Below are 24,139 nucleotides of genomic sequence, written 5' to 3'. Positions count from 1 at the left end.
TTGGTAAACTAAATTTAGAGTTATGAAAATAGAACAAATATATACAGGTTGTTTAGCGCAAGGTGCTTACTATATAGAAAGTAAAGGTGAAGTAGCAATTATTGATCCTCTTAGAGAGGTGGCTCCGTACATTAAAAAGGCAAAAGAGGCCAACGCTACTATAAAATATATTTTTGAAACCCATTTTCATGCAGATTTTGTAAGTGGCCATGTTACTTTGTCTAAAGAAACAGGTGCGCCAATAATTTACGGCCCTACAGCAAATCCTACTTTTGATGCTATAATAGCTAATGATGAGCAAGAGTTTAAATTGGGAGAATTAGTAATTAAAGTATTACACACTCCAGGGCATACTATGGAAAGTACTACGTATTTAATAAAAGATAAAAATGGTAAAGACTATGCTATTTTTTCTGGAGATACTTTGTTTTTGGGGGATGTTGGTAGACCAGATTTAGCTCAAAAAGCAGCAGATTTAACACAAGAACAATTAGCAGAAACATTGTTTCATAGTTTACGAAATAAAATAATGCCTTTGGCAGATGATGTTATAGTATACCCTGCACATGGTGCTGGTTCCGCATGTGGTAAAAACATGATGAAAGAAACGGTGGATACTTTGGGGAATCAGAAAAAAATGAATTATGCATTAAGAGCAGATATGACTAAGGAAGAATTTGTAAAAGAGGTGACAGATGGATTAATGCCACCACCAAAATATTTTCCTTTAAACGTAAAAATGAATAAAGAAGGTTATGAAGATATAGATGTTGTTTTGGATAGAGGAAAAACAGCATTATCTCCAGATAAATTTGAAAATTTAGCAAATACTACAGGAGCTATTGTTTTAGATGTACGAACCCAGGCAGAGTTTGTAAAGGAGCATGTGCCACGTTCTATATTTATTGGTTTAAATGGCGATTTTGCCCCATGGGTAGGCGCTTTAATAGCAGATGTAAAACAACCAATATTACTTGTAATACCAGATGGTAAAGAAGAAGAAGCTGTAATACGTTTATCTAGAGTAGGTTTTGATGGTACTATTGGCTTTTTAAAAGGTGGGCTGCAAAGCTGGAAAGATTCAGGAAAGGATTTTGATACGATATCTTCTGTTGCAGCAGCAAATTTAGAGGCAATATTAAATGATGGAACTACACCTGTTTTTGACGTTCGTAAAATTGGAGAATACCAATCTGAACATATTATAAATGCAAAGCACACGCCATTAAGCGATTTAAATAATTATTTAGGAGAATTTCCAGAAAAGGAAACTTTTTATGTGCATTGTGCAGGAGGCTATCGTTCTGTTATTGCTGCATCTATTTTAAAAAGTAGAGGTATACATAATTTGGTAGATGTTGCTGGTGGGTTTGCTGCAATTAAAAAATCAAATATAAAAGTATCAGAATTTGTTTGTCCAACTACTTTATAGGCAATAATAATTTATAAGTAATACAACTTTAAAAATTTAGTTTATGGAAAAAATGAGTGTAATAGCAATAGCGTTAGTAACTTTTTTAGTTATAAATTTTCTGTATTCTAAAGTTCTTAGAGTATATGTTAAAAAAGAATTTGGAAAAAAATGGTTAACCATTTGGGGGAATAAAGTTTATTTCTGGCAAAGTTCCATATTTGTTAGCTCTGCAGGAACATTTTTAGTAATGTATTTATTTAGAATGTTCTAATACTATAAATACAAACTGATATATATCATATTTTTTAAGGATTTACTTGCATAATTTTATGTAAATAATAAAACTTTAAAAAAATGGCACATATTTTTCCTTTAGTAGACTGGTCCAATGGTATTATAATGATTGGTGTTTTTGGAGTAGTAGTCTTAATTTTAATAGGAGTATTAGTAGTTTTTATGAATAGCGGCAAAAACAAGGAGTAGCTCTTTTACAAGTTTATAAATTATTTTAGATAAAAAAGGGTAATAAATTAATACATTATGTATTAATTTATTACCCTTTTTGGGTTTTTTAGAAATATTTACTTATATTTATGTAGGAATATAATTACAAATTTTATACTAAAAAATATATTTGTAAGTTATAGTATTGAAGAAAAATTAATGGTTAGTGGTTAGTTGATGTCTGTATTTATATATAGCTAATTATAGGCATCAACTCTTTTAAATTAAAAAGAGATATGAATTTTATTTTACTATATATAGTTCTTATATCTATTATTTTTGTTTTGTGGCTTTTGTTTGCATATCAAATGCTTAAAAAATTTAAAAGACCACGTAGTTAAATATGCGCTTCTTTTGCCGATAGTGAAATTACATTTTGTGGTTTTTTGTACTTATAGTTTTCTATAATTTTAAGTGCATCTAGACTATTCTTTTGTGGAATAATAAAAGACTCTAACTCCTCAATATTATTTATTTGCTCTTCTATAGGAATAAAAGCATAACCCTTATATTGGCCTTCTAAAACAGCTACTATTCCTATTTCATCTTTAGTCCTTCCTTGTTCTTTTATAAAATAACTATCATTAGAGGTCTTTAAATCCTTTAGTGCTAATGTTACTCTTTTATTATATTGTTTTGTGGTTTCTTGTTGTTTACAAATACCGTTACATTTTTTTATTTTGTAATGGGAGCAGTGTGTAATATTCTCTTGTAAATGACAATACTTAGGGCATAAATTATACGCTTCGCATATTTTTTCTAATGCAAGCCTACAGTCTGTTATACTAAAAAAATGTTGTACAGCATTTGGAGCAGATTTTATTTTATTATAAGCAATATGTAAAATACCATTGCGGTCTTCGTAACTAAAAATACCATATTGTAAAGCAGTTCTTTTTTGCGCTTTGTTGTAGATTGGCATTTCTTTTTTTATAGCAGCAGACTCCATTAATAATGCTATAAGTTCATTTCCAGAAGGCTTAAAATCTAAATGTGCAGTTTTGGAACACATTTCAATTTCTTTTGTTGTTTTATTATAAAAATGACTTAGTACTCTTTTTTTTATTGCAATAGCTTTGCCAATATATATACTTATATTTTCTTCATTTTTAAAATAATATATCCCCGCTTTATTAGGTAGTTTATTAAACTCCTCTTTTGGTAGTGCTGGTGGTAAAGTGTTTTCTTGTGACCTAGAATTTAAAAAAGAACTAAAAACATCTGTTGCATTTTTGCTGTTTAAAAGCTTTTTAAAAAGTAGTAAAGTAGCGTGGGCATCACCACGAGCTCTATGTCTATTACTTAAAGGAATATTTAAAGAAGTACATAACTTTCCTAAACTATAAGACTTTAGCCCTGGGATTAATTTTCTTGATAGCCTAACGGTACATAGTTTTTTTCTGCTAAAGGGTATTCCAATATTCTGTAACTCGTTCTTAATTATATTATAATCAAACCCTACACTATGCGCTACAAATATGGTGTCTTTTGTAATATCTAGTATTTTTGGAGCAATTTCATGTATAGTAGGGGCGTCACGAACCATTGCATTATCTATACCTGTAAGTCTGGTAATAAAATATGGAATTTCACATTCTGGATTTACTAAACTTGTATACTCTTCTACAACTTCATTTCCATCATACTTAAATATAGAGATTTCGGTAATTTTATTTCCTTTTACTCCATCTCCAGTAGTTTCTATATCTATTATGGTATACATGTTCTATTTCTTAATAGGAAAGTTAAGAAATATATGTGTTTTCTAGCAAAACTCTATAAAAGAATAATAGACTTAATCTATTATCCCATTCTTTTTACAAAAAGACAAAACATCATCTATAGAATGTGATTTAGCTTTTCTTAGAATATTTTTTCGATGTGTTTGTACTGTTAATTTACTTAGAGATAATTGGTCTGCAATTTCTCTTGATGTTTTTTTTTGTTCAATTAAATGTATAATCTCTTTTTCTCTTTTAGTATAAAAGTTAGTATACAATTTATAAATTACTTTTTTAAACTCAATTAAATCTAATTCATTTGCTTGAAAATTCCACTCTACGCGATCATGAGTTTCTAGAAAAGAAATATCTGTAAGTAATGAAAAATTACTTATCATTTTACCTTCTTCATCTCTTTCTAATACAGAAGATTGCACTAAAAGTTTGCAGTAGGTGCCATCTTTTTTCAAAAATCTAAAAGAGAGTAATAAATGGGCTTCTTCATTTTGTATAGGAGTATTAACAACATGCATTACCACCCCTTTTGTAATGTTTTTTACAAGTTCTCTATCTTCAGGATGTGTATAAGAAATAATATCTTCTGTATTAAATTCTTCTAATTTGTAACCAGTTAAATTTTCTAAGCCTTTTTCGTATACAATACCTCTAGATCTCCAATTTGCAACATATAAACATTGTTTACTGTTTAAAGGGAAATTATTAAAATATTCGTAGTCTTTAGATTTTTTAAGAGATACACCTAGATTTTCTTGTATATTTTGGCGCAAATCTTTTATTTCCTCATTTTCTCTCATTCGTTATAAACTAGTATTACAAATACGACATTTATAGGTTAAATGCTTTGTTTATTGGAAATTTGGGGAACGTATGGAGAATGTTATTTAGTTTTGATTATGAAAAATTTACGTATGTAAATTCTTCAAAAAATAATCATATTCTAAAACGTTATTGTAAAAGTACTGTTTTTATTTGGTTTATTAAATATATAAATGTCTGTATAAATGAGTTTTAGTGTAGGTATTTATTCTATAAAGTTAGAGAATATAAATAAATAAACCCTTCACATACTTTCCTAGCAATAGTTCCCCCGAGTATTAACTAAGTTTTTTGTAAAGGGTTGTTAGTTTATATGCGTTATAATTAATAGCATTATTTATATGTAGTGTAGTTTTTAAAACTATTCACAAAAATAGAACTGATTATCTAATAACACAATACCTATTAGAGGGTATTTATTACCTGAGCATAGGTTTTACACCTAGTTTAGGTAAGAAAAATCTTTTAGAAAATTTAATTATTGTTTCTTAATTTTTTTACTTCATCTTTTGTAATACTACTATAGTTATTTCCAAAATTTGAACGTACATACGTTAGTACATCTGCTATTTGTTCATCTGTTAGAAAATCATGAGCAGCCATTACATTACTATATACTTCTCCATCTACTTTTTCTCCAGCCATACCATTAAGTAATACCCCAATAAGAGCCTTTTTATCTCCTTTTACCCAATTGGTATTTACTAATGGTGGATTTAAACCTTGTACCCCTTTTCCATTTGCTTGGTGGCAAGCTAAGCAGTAGGTATCGTAAACTTTTTTTCCATTAGGATTATTGGTAGTTTTCTTGGTAATTTCTTCAGGTTTTTTATAAGTTATAACGGTTTCTTTTATGTTAGAATTTTCTCCATAATACATAATTCGCCATATTTTCCCGGTAGCAGATGAAGTAACGTATAGAGAGCCATCTGGGCCTTGGGCAATTCCCATAGGTCTGTTTATAGCATCTGCAGGATTTTTAACTTCTTCCATGCCTGCAAAGTTATCGGCAAAAATTTCCCATTTACCAGATGGTTTCCCATTTTTCATAGGAACAAAAACTACAAAGAACCCTTTTTGCGGCAGCGGAGATCTATTCCAGGAACCATGAAATACTATAAAAGCACCATTTTTATATCGTTCTGGAAATTGATTTCCGGTATAAAATAATAAATCATTTGGAGCCATATGCCCTGGAAATGCCATTAAAGGAGCTTTTATTCCCTCGCATTTTCCTTGTTGTATGCCATCTCCTCCATACTCAGGAGCTAACATTTTTTTGTTTTTATTTTGGTCAAAATAACAGTAAGGCCATCCAAAATCATCGCCTTTACTTACTTGTAAAAATTCTTCTGCCGGTAGTTGCGCATTTTCTTCTTTGGTATATAAATCTGGCCAAAGTTGGTGTAATTGGTCTCTACCATGTTGCATAGCATATAAACTATTGGCAGCAAAATTCCAATCAAGCCCCATAGCATTACGAATACCTGTTGCATATTTAAAACCATCTTTACCGTGTACCTGCTTTGTTTTATTGGTTTTAAAGCTCCAGATACCAGCCTGTAAATCTAGATGCGGGCATGGGTCCATTCCACTTTTTCCTGGACTACGAGCTTCTTTTTGACAAGCATTTGAAGGGGAACCTACGGTTACGTATATGTTCCCTTTGTCATCAAAAGTAAAAGGTTTAGAAGAGTGGTCATTTTGTTTTGGAAAGCCAGATATTACTAATTCTGGTTCTAAGTTTGGGAGTAAGTTGTCTTTTTTTAGTGCATATCTATACACTTCTGTTGTAGAGGAGGCGTATAAAAAACCATTGTTAATATCTATTCCACTACCAGAGAAGTTACCAAACTCTTTTACAATGTCAGATTTTCCATTCCCAGTAGTATCTCTAAAGGCTATAATACCATTGTTAGTTACTTTTTTTAGCATTTTCACATAAATATCTCCATTATCTCTTACCGTTATATGTCTTGCCATTTTTCCAAGTCCGTTATGAACTACTATAGCTCCAAAATCTTTTGGTAAGCTAATGTCTCCATTATTAGAGTCTGGCGATGGTAGGGTAGCGGAAGGAATATCCTTTTTGCTTTCGCAAGAGGTAATAAAACAAAGTAATAGGGTGGCAAAAAAAAGCTTATTCATTCTTTAAAATTTTATTTAAGAGTTTTTAAACTTAAGCTATTTTTTAATAAGTAGCAATAGGGAATATTTTTAGAACTATTTAAGGGGAATAAGTTTTAATATACCCCATAAATTTTTCATTTATGGGGTTGTGTGGAGCCGGAGGGATTCGAACCCTCGTCCAAACAAGTAATTACAATACTTTCTACGTGCTTAGTTTCTATTTAATTTTAGATACGTACCTGACTAGAAACCGCCCAATACATACTTAGCTTCTTTAAGTTTTAGTGATACTGCCAAAGCAACAATATCCTTATATCGACATTTATGGTGCCCCGATTTGAATCGCCGTCGACAGAGGCTATTCAGGGACATCTCGCTTCTCTACCTAGTAGAGACGAGGCTAATCTTACTATAATTCAGATTAAGCGGCAAGAGCGTAATTATTTTCGCCAATTAAAAGTGTGATACATGAGATTAACGAGCCACATAACAAAGCTCGGCATGCTTATATTCCAATTAGTCTCGCTGTCAAAACCAGTCGGCCCCTTAATGAGTTAAATCGATTTTATCGATTGTAAACGAATTAAGCCTTGAACGAAGCCGAAGGGCATTCATTCATACTCAATTCTCTCCTTATTTTTTTCAAAGAACTATGCTCTATTAATTATAAAACTTATATTAATTTTGAGCCTGTACTAAAAAGTAGCTTACAAAGGTACTTCAAAAAGTATTCCAAAAAAAGTTTTGTGGTTAGACTCTTGTATTGTTATATTTACAACTAAAATAGCTTAGTAAGTTATAAAATTATTATTATGAAATTCGGAATTATTCAAGAACGCAAAAATCCACCAGATCGCCGTGTTGTGTTATCACCAGAAGCTTGCGTACAAGTACAGAATAAGTTTAAAGATGCAAAAATAATTGTAGAGCCATCTAACATTCGTGTTTTTAAAGATGAGGAGTACAGTACTTCTGGAATAACAGTGGCATCTAAAATGGAAGAGTGTGATGTTCTTATTGGTGTAAAAGAGGTTCCTGTTGAATCTTTGATTTCGAATAAAAAATACTTTTTCTTTTCGCATACAATTAAAAAGCAGCCCTATAATAGAAAACTTTTAAAAGCTATTTTAGAAAAGAATATAGAAATGTACGACCATGAAGTTATCACTAATACAAAAGAGCAACGTGTAGTTGCTTTTGGTCGGTATGCAGGAATAGTTGGTGCATATAATGGACTTAGAACCTATGGTTTAAAATATGATTTGTTCCAATTACCAAAGGCAGAAGAATTAATTAATCAAGAAGATTTAATAAAACAACTAAAAGGGATAACATTGCCTAATATAAAAATAATGTTAACCGGTAGAGGTAGAGTAGGGAATGGTGCTAGGGAAATGTTAGATGCCATGCAGATTAGAAAAGTAAATGTTACCCAATATTTAGAAGAAGATTTTAAAGAACCTGTGTATTGCCAAATAGATGCATCGGATTATAATAAACGTAAAGATGGTGTGCGTGGTAATAAAGCAGACTTTTTTGCAAAACCTGAGGAATACAAAACTAATTTTACAAGATTTACTAAAGTAACCGATTTTTATATTGCTGGCCATTTTTATGGCGATGGTGCTCCTTATTTATATACTAGGGAAGATGCTAAGCATCCAGATTTTAAAATAAAAGTAGTAGCCGATGTTAGTTGTGATATAGATGGTCCTGTGGCTACAACAATAAGACCTTCAACCATTGCAAAACCTGTATATGGTTATGATCCACAATCAGAAAAAGAAATAGATTTTAAAGACCCTAAAGCTATTGCTGTAATGGCGGTAGATAATTTGCCTTGTGAGCTTCCAAGAGATGCTAGTAACGGCTTTGGAGAAGCATTTGTAAAGCATGTAATTCCTGCTTTTTTTAATGCGGATAAGGATGGTGTTTTACACAGAGCAAGAATGACAGAAAATGGAAAACTAACAGAACGGTATTCTTATTTGCAAGATTATGTAGATGGTAAAGAATAAGACTTAGGGGGTATTTTGTTTTGTAGCGCGCATTATAGGTTTTAGTACCAAAAATGAAATCCACATGAAACTGCCAAAGCCTATTGTCCATACCCATGCTTCCCATAAGAAAAGACATTTGTAAAGACAGTAAAATAAAATTTTTGGCCTAGCTATAATATCCCATGAATTAAAACGTAGGAACCTACCAATAAAAATACCAAAACCACTTAAATAACAAGTTGTAAATAATGTATAGTTAGCTATTTTTTGTGTATACTTTTTAGTAAGAAAATGAAAAATATCTATCATAGATAAAGCACCTAATAATACCCCATTAAGAGCAAAAATAAATAACATGAAAAGGTCTACCCACATAGTAGACTTTCCGGTTTCTAAATGAATAAAATCTGTTATTATATATGGGCTATTTGGTAAAAAGAGAAGCCAAAAAATAAAAAAAACTGTAAGCGTTGGTTTAGAAGCTTGTACTTTAGAATTGTACCTAATTATTTTAGATAGAAATAATGGTAAAATAGCCAAAAACAAATTCCATAATAAGAAAGTGAAATCTATACTATGGGTAGTTATTACTCTATATAATAACGCAAGACTACATAAAAAAGAAAGTAATAATAGCCTTATATAATAAGGGTTATTACGTAAAAATGTAGATTTCATTTTTTAGAATTAGAATTTGGGCTTTTATAGTAACGATTCCAATCTAATTTTGTTGTAAGAAAAATAGTATAAATTAAGTTGTGTAGTTGTAAAGTAATTATTAAAGCTCATTTACAGTTTTCCTAATAGCAACTAAATTAGATAAGAGTCCTTCTAAGTGATCTAAATGTAACATATTAGCACCATCACTTTTAGCGTTAGCGGGATCAAAATGTGTTTCCATAAAAATACCGTCTACACCAGTAACAATACCTGCACGAGCAATAGTTTCAATCATATCAGGTCTTCCGCCAGTAACTCCAGAAGATTGGTTTGGTTGTTGTAAAGAATGTGTAACATCTAAAACCACTGGAGCAAATTGCTTCATGGTAGGGATGCCTCTAAAATCTACAATCATATCTTGGTAGCCAAACATAGTTCCGCGATCTGTAACCATAACTTGTTGGTTGTCAGAATCGGTTACTTTAGTAACAGCATGTTTCATACTTTCTGGACTCATAAATTGTCCTTTTTTTAAGTTAACTACTTTACCTGTTTTAGCCGCTGCAACTACCAAATCTGTTTGGCGAACTAAAAAAGCAGGAATTTGCAGAATATCTACATATTGCGCAGCTCTTTCTGCATCTTCATTAGTATGAATGTCTGTAACTGTAGGAACATTAAAAGTGTCGGAAACTTTTCTTAAGATTTTCAAAGCTTTTTCATCGCCAATTCCTGTAAAAGAATCTACTCTACTTCGGTTAGCTTTTTTAAAACTTCCTTTAAATACATAAGGGATTTTAAGAGCATCAGTAACAGAAACTATTTTTTCAGCAATTCTTAATGCCATATCTTCTCCTTCAATAGCACATGGCCCAGATAAAAGAAAAAAGTTGTTGCTATTGGTATGTTTTAGCTGCGGTATAAGTTCTAGTTTCATTTCTTAAGTAGTTTAATACAAAGATACAATTTCTATCTGCCAAGTATAACAATCTTTCATGTGGGTTATTCTTCTTAAATAGACTTTTTTTTACGGTAATTGTTATAATAAAATTTATATTATCTGATTGTATTGGAAGTCTCTCAAAATCAATAAGATAAAAATAACACAACTATTAGCTAGCATCAAAAAAATAAAAGTATCTTTGCACGCTTAAAATAGCTATTAAGACTGCTATTAAATAAATTATTTATGTCAACAACAAAGAATATTGCCATTATTGCGCACGTAGATCACGGTAAAACAACCTTGGTAGATAAGATTATGTATCACTGTCAACTGTTTCGCGAGAACCAGAATACAGGAGATTTAATTTTGGATAATAACGATTTGGAACGTGAGCGTGGTATTACCATTACCTCTAAAAATGTTTCTGTTGTTTATAAAGGAACAAAAATTAATATTATTGATACTCCTGGTCACGCCGATTTTGGTGGAGAAGTAGAGCGTGTATTAAATATGGCAGATGGTGTTTTGTTGTTGGTTGATGCTTTTGAAGGCCCAATGCCACAAACACGTTTTGTATTACAAAAAGCTATAGACCTAGGTTTAAAACCTTGTGTGGTTGTTAATAAAGTAGATAAAGAAAACTGTACTCCAGATGAAGTACATGAAAAAGTTTTTGATTTAATGTTCGAGTTAGGTGCTGAAGAATGGCAGCTAGATTTTCCAACAGTATACGGTTCAGCTAAAAATAACTGGATGAGTGACGATTGGAAAAACGAAACAGAAAATATTGAGCCATTATTAGATATGGTTATTGAGCATGTGCCATCTTTTGAACCAAAAGAAGGAAACACGCAAATGTTAATTACATCTTTAGACTTTTCTTCTTTTACAGGACGTATTGCAATTGGAAGATTGCAAAGAGGTTCTTTAGTAGAAGGGCAACAAGTTTCTTTAGTAAAAAGAGATGGTAGCATTGTAAAATCAAAAATAAAAGAGCTTTTTGTTTTTGAAGGTTTAGGAAAACTAAAAGTAAAAGAAGTAGCTACAGGAGATATTTGTGCTATTACAGGTATTGAAGGTTTTGAAATAGGAGATACGGTTGCAGATATTGAAGCGCCAGAAGGGTTAAAAACAATTGCTATAGATGAGCCTACTATGAGTATGCTTTTTACTATTAATGATAGCCCATTCTTTGGTAAAGATGGTAAGTTTGTTACTTCTAGACATATTAACGAAAGATTACAAAAAGAGCTTGAGAAAAATTTAGCTTTACGTGTAAACGAAACAGATAGCGCAGATAAGTTTCTAGTATTTGGTCGTGGGGTATTACACCTTTCGGTTTTAATAGAAACTATGCGTAGAGAAGGTTATGAACTTCAAATTGGACAACCACAAGTAATTATTAAAGAAATTGATGGTGTTAAATGTGAGCCTATTGAAGCATTAACTATAGATTTACCAGAAAGCGTTTCTGGAAAAGCGGTAGAATTTGTTTCTATGCGTAAAGGAGAAATGACTAGTATGGAAGCAAAAGGGGAGCGTATGGTATGCGAGTTCTTAATTCCGTCTAGAGGTATTATAGGTCTTCGTAACCAATTATTAACTGCTACAGCAGGTGAGGCAATTATGTCGCACAGATTCTTAGAATATCAACCAATGAAAGGAGATATTCCACAAAGACAAAATGGTTCTTTAGTTTCTATGGAACTTGGTAAAGCTATTCCTTATTCTATTGATAAATTACAAGATAGAGGTAAGTTTTTTGTAGATCCAGGAGAAGATATTTACGAAGGACAAGTTATTGGAGAAAATTCTAGAGGAGATGATATGACGGTGAATATCACTAAAACTAAGAAACTTTCTAATGTACGTTCTTCAGGAGCAGATGATAAAGCTAAAATTGTACCTGCAATTAAATTCTCATTAGAAGAAGCTTTGGAATATATACAAAAAGATGAGTATGTAGAAGTAACTCCATCTCACTTAAGATTACGTAAAATTTACTTAACAGAAAATGAGCGTAAGCGTAATAAAATAGCTTAATTATAATTAAGATACTTTATAGAAAATCTCAAGAATTTATTTCTTGAGATTTTTTTTTTCTTTTTATGTTAGGTTACTATTGGAGTGCGACTATTATTTTTAATAAACACTTTTAATTATGAAAAATATATTTAAAATTATTACTGTAGTTTTAATAGTAGGATTTGTTTCCTGTAAAGAGGCTTCTAAAAAGGGAGTAGCAAAAGAAGTAATTATAGAGAAAGAGGGGTATTCTATTCCAGATACTTGGATTCAAAAAAGAGTAGAAAATGCAAAAGCAAGATTAAATGCTACCGATGCAGGAAAAGTTTTATGGAAAGGAATGGAAGCACAAGGTGGTTTAGAAAAATGGTTTGCAAACGGTTTTTTTTCTTTTCGTTTTGATTACCAACCAGAAGATGGTTCTACACGTAGAAACTCTTACCAAACAGTAGATACTTGGAATAACAAAGCTAGGCATAATAGTATAAAAGATACAACAGCAACCTTTGGTTGGGATGGTGAAGAAGCTTGGGTAAACGCTAAAGATAGTTTGGCATTTAAATACGATACTAAATTTTGGGCTTTAACACCAATATATCTTTTTGGACACCCATTTGTATTAGATGGGGAAGGGGTTAATTTAGAACTTTTAGAAGACAAAGAATATAAGGGGGCTTTACAAGATGTTATTAAAGTAACATTTGCTTCTGGTACTGGTGATGCTCCAGATGATTATTATAAATTATATTTTGATAAGAGTACACATAAAATGAGTGCTATTTTATACATAGTATCGTATCCAGGTTATTTTCCTAATGGAGGGCATGCGCCAGAAAAAATTCTTGAAATTGTAGAATGGGCAACTATAGATGGGATTAATTTGCCAGTAAAATTAAAAACACACTGGTCCAAAGATGGAGATTTAGGAGAGTATATCACTAAAATTGAAATTAGTGATATTTCTTTTTCACCTAGTGTGCCAGAAAACTATTTTTCAGCACCAGAGGGAGCAAAAATTTTAAAATAGTTTGTGCTAAATAGAAAATAAAAAAGTTTCATTCTAATTCTAAAGAATGAAACTTTTTTTATTTTTTAATCTTTTGGAGCTTGATGTAGAGCAGCTGCAGCAGCACCTATAATACCAGCATGATTTTTTAATTCAGCAGGAATAACAGGAGTATCAATAGTAATTTGTTTGCTATATTCTTTAAAATCTTTAGAAGCGCCGCCACCTAATATAATTAAGTCTGGACAGGTAATAACTTCTACATATTCTAAGAACGTGTTAAAACGCTTTCCCCATTTTTTATAAGACAAGTTTTCGCGGTCTTTGGCAGAACCTGCAGCCCATTGCTCAATTTTTTTATATTTTTTATATGGTATTTGCCCTAATTCAAAATTAGGTAGTAGTTCTCCGTTTAAAAATACGCCGCTTCCTAAACCAGTACCAATAGTAATCATAATAACAAGACCGTCTTTTCCTTTTCCAGTACCATAATTCATGGTAGCATAGCCAGCAGCATCTGCATCATTAATTACTGTAACAGGAAGTTTTGTTACTTCGCTTAACAACTCATGTACATTTATATTTACCCAAGATTTGTGCAAGTTTCCTGGTGCTTTACATACGCCATGTTTAACTATGGATGGAAAACCAACCCCTATAGGTCCTTTGTAATCAAAATGTTCTGCAATTTGTTTTATTACATCGGCCATTTCATTTGGCTTTCTATCGGGAGGTGTAGGTATTCTATAGCGCTCCGTGGTCATTTCACCAGTTATTGTGTCTACCAAAGCTCCTTTCATACCAGAGCCGCCTATATCTATTCCTAAAACTATCATACGTAATTTTTTATTGAACTACCAAAATAACGAAAAGAATGATAAAAAGATTGTTTGTACTTGTTAATTTGGCTTTTGGAAATTTTTGTATTAAGTCCAAAGTCCAAAGTCCAAAGTCCAAAGTCCAAAGTCCAAAGTCCAAAGTCCAAAGTCCTGAGTCTTTTGTCTTGACTCCTTAATCTATTATCTATATTCTCTCTTCTCTTTATTCTTTTTTTAAATAAAATTTTCCTCGTTTGCTTAGGTTTTTAAGTTGAGATAATTTTTCTTACCATCAACCTCTAAACAGCCCTTTGTACTACCTCAAAAACTTTATTAGCATCACATTTGAGTGTTTTTGCAGGGTATTTTAGAATAAGAGCATAGTCATGTGTTGCCATAAGTATAGTTCTGCCGGCTTTGTTAATTTCTTGTAAAACCTTCATAACTTCAACACTAGTTTGTGGGTCAAGATTACCTGTGGGTTCATCGGCAATAATGAGTTCTGGGTCATTTAGTAAAGCTCGTGCTATGGCAATACGTTGTTGTTCGCCGCCAGAAAGTTCATGAGGAAATTTAAAACCTTTAGTTTTCATGCCAACTTTATCTAAAACCTTTTCTACTTGGGTATTCATTTTAGTTGCATCTTTCCAACCTGTAGCTTTTAAAACAAAAAGTAGATTTTTATTAATATTACGATCTGGTAAAAGTTTAAAGTCTTGGAATACAACCCCTAATTTTCTTCTTAAATACGGAATGTCTTTTTCTTTAAGTGTTTTTAAATCGAAATTCACAATTTTTCCGGAGCCTTGTTTTAGGGGTAAATCGCCATAAAGGGTTTTCATAAAACTGCTTTTGCCGCTACCTGTTTTTCCTATTAAGTAAACAAATTCTCCTTTTTGTACATGTAAACTAACTTCATTAAGTACTAAACTATCTTTTTGAAATATAGCTACATCTTTAAGTTCTAGCACAGTTGCATTCTCTTCCATAATCAAGTATTGTTAATATAAAAGTAATAAGTTCTAAAGGATTAGCTAGTACGCTTTTTTAAAAATCTTTTTCTTTAATTAGTTTTGATCTAAGTTTTAATAAAAATTTAAGACTTATCCACCTTGTAATATATACTTCGGAACAATATTTGTCGTTGTATATTTTAGTTAATAGTTAGAGAACGCTATGTTTAAAAAAAGTACTACAATACTTCCCATACTTTTGGGAATGGTTTCTTTTGGGAGTGCCCAAGAAACAACTATACACACACACCAAGACAAACAATATCAGGATGCTTTAACGCTTTATAATAATGAGCAATACCAAGCTGCGCAAACCGTTTTTGAAAAAGTAGCGGTTTCTACTACCGATGAGGAGATAGCAGCTAATAGTGCATATTATGCAGCAAATGCTGCGGTTAGGTTAAACCAGTTAGGAGCAGACCGTCTTATGGAAGATTTTGTGGAAAGCTATCCAACTTCTACCAAAAGGAACTCTGCTTATGCAGATGTGGCAGAGTATTATTTTGAAACAGGAAAATATCCGTATGCACTAAAATGGTACAATAAAGTAGATCAAGGAGCTCTTTCTAGAAAAGAGATGGATAAGTTTAATTTTAACTATGGTTATGCTCTATTTTCTTCAAAGAAAACAAAAGAAGCAGAAAAATACCTATCACAAGTAACTTCTTCCCCATTGTATGGTTCGCAAGCTAAATATTATTTAGGATATATATCGTATCAACAAGATGATTATGAAGCGGCAAATGAACGTTTTGACCAAATAACAGATCAAAAGGTTTTAGAGGAAAAACTGTCGTACTACCAAGCAGATATGAATTTTAAGCTTGGAAAGTTTGAAGAAGCTATCGCTTTAGCAAAAAAACAATTACCTAAAGCAGATCGTAGAGAAACATCCGAATTAAATAAAATAATAGGGGAAAGTTATTTTAATTTAAAGCAATACCAAAATGCAGTTCCTTATTTAGAGGAGTACAATGGAAAAAAAGGAAAATGGAATAATACAGATTACTATTTGTTAGGCTATGCATATTACAAACAGCAAGATTTTGCCAATGCTATTCAACAGTTTAATAAAATAATTGGAGGTACAAATAGTGTTTCTCAAAATGCGTATTACCATTTAGCAGAGTGTTATTTAAAATTAGAGAAGAAACAAGAGGCGTTAAATGCATTTAGAAATGCTTCACAAATGGATTTTTCTTCTGAAATACAGAAAGATGCTTATTTAAATTATGCTCGTTTAAGTTATGAGGTTGGTAATGCTTATGAGCCAGTACCGCAAGTAATCACAAATTACTTAAAGCAATACCCTAATGATGCACATAAAGAAGAAATGCAAGAACTTTTAGTAGATTCTTATATTACTTCTAAGAATTTTGCTGGGGCAATGGAATTATTAGAAAAAAATAAAAATTATGCTAGCAAAACTACCTATCAAAAAGTTGCTTTTTATAGAGGTGTAGAGTTGTTTGTTGATGGGGACTATGGAAATGCATCGGAAGTTTTTTCAAAATCTTTAGCAAGTGCAGAAGATGCTAGTTTTAAAGCCAGAGCAAGCTATTGGAAAGCAGAGTCTGATTATCTATTAAATAATTTTGATGCTGCTCTAGCAGGATTTATAGCTTTTAAACAAAGTTCTAATGCTTCTTTGTTAGAGGAGAATAAGGATGTTGATTATAATTTGGCTTACACGTATTTTAAAAAGAAAGAGTATGCAAATGCAGTTTCATATTTTGATAGTTTTACCAAGCAAGGATCTACAGATACCCAGAAACTTAATGATGCTTATTTACGTTTAGGAGATAGCTATTTTGTTACCAGAAAATATTGGCCTGCTATAGAAACCTATAATAAATCTTTAGCATTAACTGGCCCCGAAAAAGATTATGCTGCGTATCAAAAAGCAATGAGTTATGGTTTTGTAGATCGCAAAGCAAAAAAGATAGATGGGTTAAATAGTTTTGTTTCTACCTACTCTAAATCTACACTTAGAGATGACGCATTGTTTGAACTTGGAAACACCTACATAGCAGAAGGGCAAGAAAGTAAGGGTCTTAATGCGTATAATAGATTGGTTACAGATTTTAGAGGAAGCTCTTTAGTTCCTCAGGCTTTAATGCGCCAGGGCTTAGTACATTATAATGCAAGTAGAAATGAGCAAGCTTTGGTTAAGTTTAAAACAGTAGTAAGAGATTTTCCAAAAACGCAAGAAGCAATACAGGCTGTAGCAACTGCAAAATTGGTATATGTAGATTTAGGGAAAGTTAATGAGTATGCTGCTTGGGTAAAAGATTTAGATTTTGTTGAGGTAACCGATGCAGAGCTAGATAATGCTAGTTATGAGTCTGCAGATAAACAAAATTTAGAAGGTAATAAAGATGCTGCTATAAAAGGATATGTTAATTACATAAAGCAATTTCCAAATGGATTGCATAGTATACCTGCTAATTTTAATGTAGCACAATTATATTTTGGAAAAGGTCAAAAAGAAAAGGCGTTACCATACTACCAATATGTAGCAGACAGTGGCGCTAGTGAATATTCTGAGCAGGCTTTAACACGTGTGTGTGAAGTGTATATTGCAGATAAAAACTACGATAAAGCATTGCCATATTTAAAGCGTTTAGAATCAGTTGCAAATATTCAGCAAAACAGAACATTTGCGCAGTCTAACTTAATGAAAGGTTATTATCAGAAAAAAGACTACAGCAATACTATTTCTTATGCAGAAAAGGTATTGGCAACAGCAAGTATAGATAATAGAATTAAAAGTGACGCGCAGATAATGATAGCGCGTTCTGCTATAAAAACTAATGATACACCTAGAGCAAAAGATGCTTACGCTAAGGTTTTAAAAATAGCCTCTGGAGAAACAGCTGCTGAAGCTTTGTATTATGATGCTTATTTTAAGTACCAGGATTCTAGTTATGAAGATTCTAACATAGCGGTGCAAAAATTAGCAAAAGACTATTCTAGTTATAAAGAGTGGGGAGGTAAAGGCTTGGTTATAATGGCTAAGAATTTTTATGCTTTGAATGATGCTTACCAAGCAACTTATATTTTGGAAAGTGTAATTGCCAATTTTAGTCAGTATCCAGATTTAGTTGCAGAAGCAAAAGGAGAATTGTCTATCATAAAGGCAAAAGAAGCACAAAGTAACTCATCTGTAAATCCTAATTAATAGATTTTAATAGTATCCCGTTTTTTGGGAAAAAAGAACCATATATGCGCACATACATAAAATTTACACTTATTACATTTTTTGGGTGTATTCAGATAGGAATAGCACAAGAAACAGAAGAGGATGATTTAGGAACAGAAACTGTTACCGTAACTAAAGCTTATTCCCCAACGGTTTCTGATGCTTTTAAAATTAAATCATCACCAAGTATAAATGACTCTATAGAGTTGCAGAAAAAACCTATAAACTATAGTATTTTTTCAGTTCCTGTAGCTTCTACTTTTACACCTGCAAAAGGAAAAGCATCTAAAGTAGAAAAGCTTCCACCTCCAGTGTTGTATAATTCCTATGCATCTGTTGGTGTTGGTAATTACGGTAATGCTACAGCAGATTTTTATACTAGTAGAGCTTTGAATAGAGATGAGAGATTAGATATAGGTCTTAATCATATTTCGTCTAGAGGAGATTTAGATGGTGTAGTTTTAAGTAATATATTTTCGGACTCTAAATTAGATGCTTCTTATTCTAAAAGAGATAGAGATATGGATTGGGGAGCAGATGTAGCCTTACAACACCAACTTTATAATTGGTATGGATTACCTCCTACAGTTACAGATCCCGCTATTATAGATTCTATAGACGAGCGTCAAAATTATTATATGGGTGAAGTGGAAGCACATATAAATGTAGAAGATGCAATTTTTACAAATGCAGATATTGCCTATAGAAGGTTTTGGGATGCTGTTAAATCTGGAGAAAATAGAGTGGTTTTTAACGCAGGAGCTTCTTTTCCTATAAATGATGAAACTGTAGATATTGGTTTTAATGTAGATTATGTTAATGGTAATTTTAAGAATAGTGATGTAAACAGTGCAACTAATTTGGAAGGTGTAGAATACCGAAATATGCAAGCAAGTATTAATCCAAGTTTAACCATGTTACGTGATGATTTATCTCTGCGTTTAGGAGTAAACTTAGTTTATGGTGTTAATACTGATGCAGATACTAGTGATAGTAATTTTTATATATACCCAGCAGTAACTGCATCCTATCGTTTGTTGGGAGAAAATGCAATTGCCTATGGAGGGATAGTAGGAGAGTTAAAGCAAAACTCCTATTATGACTTTGTGGAAGAAAATCCATACATTTCTCCAACAATTACTATTGCGCCAACAGATAAGCAGTACAATGCATATTTGGGTTTAAAAGGACAATTATTACCTAACTTAAGCTATAATGTAAAAGCATTTTATAGCGCAGAAAACAAGAGTCCTTTATTTAAATTAAATCCTGAAAATGATTTTAGGGATGATGAAAAAGGATATTACTACGGTAATTCTTTTGAAGTTTTTTATGATGATATAAAAACACTTGGGTTCTTTGCAGAATTAAATGTAGATGTAAATAGAAATTTTACATTAGGTGTCAATGCTGAATTTTTGGATTATTCTACAGAAACAGAAAACCCTGCATGGAATTTACCAACAACAAAAGCTTCGTTGTTTATAGATTACCAAATAGGAAAAAAATGGTTTGCTAGAGCCAATTTATTTTATGTAGGAGAGCGCGAAGATTATTCTTCTAGAGTAGTACAAAATATACCACAGAGTGATTATCCAGCAACTTTAATTAACTTAGAGAGTTATTTTGATGTTAATCTGCAAGTAGGTTATAGGTACACAGACCAGTGGTCTTTTTTTATAAAAGGAGCTAATTTAACCAATTCAGATTATCAAAACTGGGCAAACTATCCAGTACAAGGAATACAAGTGTTAGGTGGAGCAACCTATAAATTTGATTTTTAATTATTTCAAAATTAAAAGTAAATACTATTTTGTTCTAGATAACGTTTATTAATAATGTAGGTAAAAACTTACAAAATTTTTATGCAAAATGTTTTTCAACTTTTAATAGTCTTTGTAGGATTACAGCTTTATACTGTTAATGCTCAAAATTTAATTACAAACCCTAGTTTCGAGAAATTTAGTGTTTGTCCAGATGAGTATGGTAATGTAGCAGAAGACGTTGGAAGTTGGAGTAAGGCTACAGAAGGAACTTCAGATTATTTTAATACCTGTAGCTCTAAAATGGGCGTGCCAAATAATTTTAATGGTAGCCAAACTGCTGCTTTTGGTTCTGCTTATGCTGGAGCATATTTTTTAGCACCTAATAATTATAGAGAATACATACAAGGAAAGTTAACTAAGACTCTAGAGAAAGGAAAACGTTATGGTGTAAGTTTTTATGTAAGCCTTTCTGAAAAATCTAATTATGCAATTGGAGATATTGGAGTTTTGTTATCTGCCAAGGAAATAAATGTAAAGAGTACTAAGGTTATTAAAAGACCTTCTGTGAAAAGTAAAAAAAATAACAGCTTTAATTATGCAGAAATAAAAGAGCCTTCTTTTTTTAAAGATAAAAAAGGTTGGACAGAAGTTTATACAGAAATAACAGCTTGTGGTACTGAAAATTTTTTAATAATTGGAAATTTTAAGGATAATAGAGACACAAAAACCTTGCAAGCGAATGGGTCAAAAAATGCTTCATATTATTATATAGACATGGTTTCTGTACTACCAATAGAAACTAGTTCCTATGAAAATTTAAAAGTAGATAGGGTATATGCATTTAAAAAAGTTCATTTTCCTGTAGATGATTATGGATTAGATGTAGTTTCAAAAACCGATTTAAAATCACTTTACAAGCATCTTAAGAAAAATCCTGAAATGTTTATTTCTATACATGCGCACACAGATAATGATGGTAATTTATCCTATAATAAAAGTTTGTCTAACAAAAGAGCAAAATCTGTTGCAAATTATTTAATAGCTTTAGGTGTAAAACAGAGCCGTATAAAATGGTATGGTCATGGAGAAAAAAAACCTGCAGTAGCTAATAAGTCTTTAGTTGACAAACAAAAGAATAGAAGAGCAGAGTTTATTTTGTCTGAAAAAAGATTTATACCAAAAAGCAGGAACAATTACGCAGAAACCTTATTTGAAGACGATTAGTTATTTACTTAAATCCATTTCTTTTATACTTTCAATTCTATTTCTAATTAAGAAAGCATCAATAGTTTCAAAATGTTCTATGACTCTTTTTTCTTTAAACTCAAACACTTTTTTAGATAAGCCTTGTAGAAAATCACGATCGTGAGAAACTAATATTAAAGTTCCGTCAAACTCTAATAAAGCATCTTTTAAAACATCTTTAGATTTTAAATCTAAATGGTTTGTAGGTTCATCTAATATTAGAACATTTACAGGTTCTAATAAAAGTTTTACCATAGCTAATCTGGTTTTTTCTCCTCCAGATAATACACTAACTTTTTTATCAATTGCATCGCCACTAAACATAAATCTGCCAAGTACATTTTTTATTTGGTTTCTTATATCGCCCTTAGCAACTTCATCCACAGTTTGGAAAACGGTAAGGTCTGGATCTAGTAAAGATGCTTGATTTTGAGCAAAATATCCAACCTTTGCATTGTGCCCTAAAGTACAGCTGCCTTCAAAATCTATTTGCCCCATAATGGCTTTAATCATGGTAGATTTTCCTTCTCCATTTCTACCTACAAAAGAAACTTTTTCTCCTCTAGCAATACTTAGATTAGCATTTTTAAAAACTATATGATCGTCATAATTTTTAGAAAGGTCTATTGCGGTAACTGGGTAATCTCCAGAACGTGGTGCAGGAGGAAAACGAAGCCTTAAGGAGCTATTGTCTACTTCATCAATCTCTATAATTTGTAGTTTTTCTAGCATGCGTTCTCTAGAAGAAACTTGATTAGTTTTAGAGTAGGTGCCTTTAAAACGGTCTATAAAAGCTTGGTTGTCTGCAATAAATTTTTGTTGTTCTTGGTAGGCTTTAATTTGGTGGCTTCTGCGTTCTTCTCTTAGTTGTAGGTAGTGCGAGTAGTTTGCTTTGTAATCATAAATTTTACCCATAGTTATTTCTACAGTACGGTTTGTAATATTATCTATAAAAGCACGGTCATGAGATATTACAACTACAGCTTTTGCTTTGTTAAGTAAAAAATCTTCTAGCCATAGAACAGATTCTATATCTACGTGGTTAGTAGGCTCATCTAAAAGTATTAAATCTGGCTTTTGTAATAGTATTTTTACTAACTCAATACGCATACGCCAACCACCACTAAACTCACTTGTTGGTCTATGAAAATCATGCCGTTTAAAACCCAGTCCGGCTAAAGCTTTTTCTACTTCGGCTTCGTAATTAATATCTTCTAAGGCATAGTATTTTTCGCCTAAATCAGACACTTTTTGTATAAGTTTCATGTATTCGTTAGACTCATAATCTGTGCGGGTTTCTAAAGCTTTATTTATTTCTTCAATTTCATCACGCATGTCAAAAATATGACCAAAAGCTTTAGATGCTTCTTCTAAAACAGTACAATTATCTTCGGTAAGTAAATGTTGTGGTAAGTATGCAATTACGGCATCTTTAGGGAAACGAATGTTACCTTTTGTTGGGTTTTGTATACCTGCTATAATTTTCATTAGAGTAGATTTTCCAGCACCATTTTTACCCATAAGGGCAATTTTATCTTGTTCATTTATAACAAAAGAAACGTCGCTAAATAAGGTTTCTCCACTAAATTCTACGGCTACATTATCTACTGAAATCATGGTTAATTTTTTAAGACAGCAAAACTAACAAAAACTATGGCATTTTATAGAAGATTAATACGACTGATATATTAAATAGATTTTTTATAATTAATAGGACTTATTAGCGTTATTATTTTGTGTAATATAAATTAGAAAAATGAAAAAGATAATATTTGTGTTCGTTGCTTTTTTAAGCGGGTTTACTGCAATAGTGGCATCACCAATTAAGAATAGCGAAGTTGTAGAATGTATTGCTTTGCATGTTAATGAGGAAAATGCTTTAGAAGGTGCATGGATGTTTGCAGTAAAAGGTGCAGCAAAATCTTATGCAGAAGGACAATTAATTATTGCTAAAGTTAAAGGAGAGTTTGTAGTAAAGCTTAATGCAGAGGCTGGTTCTCTTTACGCAGAAAACATAGTAGTAAATAATAATGAAATTTCTTTTGAAATAGTTATAAATAAAGAGAAGGTTTTCTTTTCTCTTTCTGCAGCTAATAATAAAATTTCTGGAACAAGTAGTTCTGCTTCTAAAACTTTTAAGGTAGAAGGAGTAAAAGAAGTTTTATTACAGTGATAGTATGTAAAAAATAAAAGTATAAAAAACCAAGGTAAATTTGCCTTGGTTTTTTTATACTTTATTTAATTGTAATGTTATAATGATACAGGTACAGTAACTCTGGTAGTATCCCAACCCATTACTAATGCAGCACCATCTTCTTTCTCTTGAAAGCTTATGGAAAAAGCATCTAGGGTTTCTTTTGCGGTAGATGCATTTACATTAACACGCAATACATCATCAGCTTTTTCGTAAGTGTAAGCGCCCCATTGATTTAATTTACTGTTAAGAATAATAGTCCACTCTTTTTCTCCAGGAATTGTAAATAAAGCATAAGTTCCAGCTTTAATATCATTATCTGCTATTTTAACGTCTTTATAAAAAGTAATTTCAGAAGCTTCATTTGCTCCAGTACGCCATATTTCTCCTGCAGGAGCTAGTTGTGAAATAGAACGTCCTTTTAATTGCGGGCGACTATAAATTACACGCACTATTTTTTCAGAAATTTTATAACTACTAGGAAAAGTAGCCATATCCATAGGGCTTCTATCTAAGTCGTTAAATTTTTGGGCGTTTGTGTTAGTAGTAAATGCTAATGAAAGCATTAAAGTAAAAAGTACAAGTAAGTTTTTCATGATAAAGATTATTTAATGTAAAGTCAAATCTAGTGAGTTCTAGATGTAATGATACATAAAAA

The 24,139-nt window shown here is 31.7% G+C and carries 19 protein-coding genes and 1 other RNA gene; 10 read left to right on the top strand and 10 right to left on the bottom strand.

Annotated elements, in window-relative coordinates:
- Positions 1-22: 22 nt before the first annotated feature.
- From CLV91_RS12675 to CLV91_RS17035, 3 genes are all read left to right on the top strand, one after another.
- Positions 23-1,432: an MBL fold metallo-hydrolase gene (locus CLV91_RS12675; protein ID WP_121068526.1), complete on the top strand. Its 1,410-nt coding sequence runs from the start codon at positions 23-25 to the stop codon at positions 1,430-1,432.
- A 43-nt stretch (positions 1,433-1,475) separates the two neighbouring features.
- A complete protein-coding gene (locus CLV91_RS12670; protein ID WP_121068524.1) occupies positions 1,476-1,685 on the top strand; it encodes a hypothetical protein in 210 nt (69 codons plus the stop codon).
- A gap of 83 nt (positions 1,686-1,768) precedes the next feature.
- The gene (locus CLV91_RS17035) at positions 1,769-1,897 is read left to right on the top strand and encodes a hypothetical protein (protein WP_262697347.1); all 129 of its coding nucleotides are present in this window, start codon (positions 1,769-1,771) and stop codon (positions 1,895-1,897) included.
- A 358-nt stretch (positions 1,898-2,255) separates the two neighbouring features.
- On the opposite strand, the gene CLV91_RS12665 is transcribed toward CLV91_RS17035, so the two are convergent.
- The 4 genes from CLV91_RS12665 to ssrA all read right to left on the bottom strand — a co-directional run bounded on the left by CLV91_RS12665 (position 2,256) and on the right by ssrA (position 7,152).
- Entirely contained in the window at positions 2,256-3,641 is a 1,386-nt protein-coding gene (locus CLV91_RS12665; protein WP_121068522.1) for a 3'-5' exonuclease family protein, read from the bottom strand.
- A 72-nt stretch (positions 3,642-3,713) separates the two neighbouring features.
- Entirely contained in the window at positions 3,714-4,454 is a 741-nt protein-coding gene (locus CLV91_RS12660; RefSeq protein WP_121068520.1) for a LuxR C-terminal-related transcriptional regulator, read from the bottom strand.
- Between the two features lie 496 nt (positions 4,455-4,950).
- The gene (locus tag CLV91_RS12655; protein WP_121068518.1) at positions 4,951-6,624 is read right to left on the bottom strand and encodes a PQQ-dependent sugar dehydrogenase; all 1,674 of its coding nucleotides are present in this window, start codon (positions 6,622-6,624) and stop codon (positions 4,951-4,953) included.
- A gap of 130 nt (positions 6,625-6,754) precedes the next feature.
- Positions 6,755-7,152: a transfer-messenger RNA gene (gene ssrA / locus CLV91_RS12650) on the bottom strand.
- A gap of 266 nt (positions 7,153-7,418) precedes the next feature.
- Here ssrA and CLV91_RS12645 point away from each other — a divergent pair.
- Positions 7,419-8,624 carry an NAD(P)-dependent oxidoreductase gene (locus CLV91_RS12645; protein WP_121068516.1) on the top strand — a complete coding sequence of 402 codons (1,206 nt, stop codon included), beginning with the start codon at positions 7,419-7,421 and terminating at the stop codon, positions 8,622-8,624.
- A gap of 3 nt (positions 8,625-8,627) precedes the next feature.
- Here the strand turns inward: CLV91_RS12645 and CLV91_RS12640 are convergent, their stop codons facing one another.
- Together CLV91_RS12640 and kdsA are read right to left on the bottom strand one after the other, a co-directional pair.
- A complete protein-coding gene (locus tag CLV91_RS12640) occupies positions 8,628-9,284 on the bottom strand; it encodes a DUF1361 domain-containing protein (protein WP_121068514.1) in 657 nt (218 codons plus the stop codon).
- A gap of 100 nt (positions 9,285-9,384) precedes the next feature.
- The gene (gene kdsA, locus CLV91_RS12635) at positions 9,385-10,203 is read right to left on the bottom strand and encodes a 3-deoxy-8-phosphooctulonate synthase (RefSeq protein WP_121068512.1); all 819 of its coding nucleotides are present in this window, start codon (positions 10,201-10,203) and stop codon (positions 9,385-9,387) included.
- Between the two features lie 252 nt (positions 10,204-10,455).
- Between kdsA and typA the strand changes: the two genes are divergently transcribed.
- Both typA and CLV91_RS12625 read left to right on the top strand, forming a co-directional pair.
- On the top strand, positions 10,456-12,255 hold the full coding sequence (gene typA / locus CLV91_RS12630; RefSeq protein WP_121068509.1) for a translational GTPase TypA: 1,800 nt from the start codon (positions 10,456-10,458) through the stop codon (positions 12,253-12,255).
- 118 nt (positions 12,256-12,373) lie between these two features.
- Positions 12,374-13,264 (top strand): LolA-like protein, encoded by an 891-nt coding sequence (locus tag CLV91_RS12625; RefSeq protein WP_121068507.1) that lies wholly within the window; start codon positions 12,374-12,376, stop codon positions 13,262-13,264.
- A 65-nt stretch (positions 13,265-13,329) separates the two neighbouring features.
- Here the strand turns inward: CLV91_RS12625 and ppgK are convergent, their stop codons facing one another.
- Together ppgK and CLV91_RS12615 are read right to left on the bottom strand one after the other, a co-directional pair.
- Positions 13,330-14,079, bottom strand: coding sequence for a polyphosphate--glucose phosphotransferase (ppgK, locus tag CLV91_RS12620; RefSeq protein WP_121068505.1), 750 nt, complete (start codon positions 14,077-14,079; stop codon positions 13,330-13,332).
- Positions 14,080-14,360: 281 nt separating this feature from the next.
- Complete coding sequence (locus CLV91_RS12615; protein WP_121068503.1) at positions 14,361-15,050, bottom strand: cell division ATP-binding protein FtsE; 690 nt, start codon at positions 15,048-15,050, stop codon at positions 14,361-14,363.
- Between the two features lie 187 nt (positions 15,051-15,237).
- Here CLV91_RS12615 and CLV91_RS12610 point away from each other — a divergent pair, with 187 nt between their 5' ends.
- The 3 genes from CLV91_RS12610 (at position 15,238) to CLV91_RS12600 (ending at position 21,266) form a co-directional block, all read left to right on the top strand.
- Positions 15,238-18,255 carry a tetratricopeptide repeat protein gene (locus CLV91_RS12610; RefSeq protein WP_121068500.1) on the top strand — a complete coding sequence of 1,006 codons (3,018 nt, stop codon included), beginning with the start codon at positions 15,238-15,240 and terminating at the stop codon, positions 18,253-18,255.
- A 44-nt stretch (positions 18,256-18,299) separates the two neighbouring features.
- Positions 18,300-20,060, top strand: a complete 1,761-nt coding sequence (locus CLV91_RS12605) for a TonB-dependent receptor (protein WP_121068498.1) — start codon at positions 18,300-18,302, stop codon at positions 20,058-20,060.
- Between the two features lie 81 nt (positions 20,061-20,141).
- On the top strand, positions 20,142-21,266 hold the full coding sequence (locus CLV91_RS12600) for an OmpA family protein (protein ID WP_121068496.1): 1,125 nt from the start codon (positions 20,142-20,144) through the stop codon (positions 21,264-21,266).
- On the opposite strand, the gene CLV91_RS12595 is transcribed toward CLV91_RS12600, so the two are convergent.
- Positions 21,267-22,904, bottom strand: a complete 1,638-nt coding sequence (locus CLV91_RS12595) for an ABC-F family ATP-binding cassette domain-containing protein (RefSeq protein WP_121068494.1) — start codon at positions 22,902-22,904, stop codon at positions 21,267-21,269. It lies immediately after the preceding gene.
- 139 nt (positions 22,905-23,043) lie between these two features.
- On the opposite strand from CLV91_RS12595, the gene CLV91_RS12590 reads away from it, so the two are divergent.
- The gene (locus CLV91_RS12590; protein WP_121068493.1) at positions 23,044-23,460 is read left to right on the top strand and encodes a hypothetical protein; all 417 of its coding nucleotides are present in this window, start codon (positions 23,044-23,046) and stop codon (positions 23,458-23,460) included.
- Positions 23,461-23,537: 77 nt separating this feature from the next.
- Here the strand turns inward: CLV91_RS12590 and CLV91_RS12585 are convergent, their stop codons facing one another.
- On the bottom strand, positions 23,538-24,077 hold the full coding sequence (locus tag CLV91_RS12585) for a DUF2911 domain-containing protein (protein ID WP_121068491.1): 540 nt from the start codon (positions 24,075-24,077) through the stop codon (positions 23,538-23,540).
- Positions 24,078-24,139 lie beyond the last annotated feature (62 nt).

Origin of the sequence: Maribacter vaceletii (assembly GCF_003634105.1) — a bacterium.
Lineage (GTDB): Bacteria > Bacteroidota > Bacteroidia > Flavobacteriales > Flavobacteriaceae > Maribacter_B > Maribacter_B vaceletii.
The sequence above is the reverse complement of the archived record's forward strand: the minus strand, read 5'-3'. Positions and strand labels throughout refer to the sequence as shown.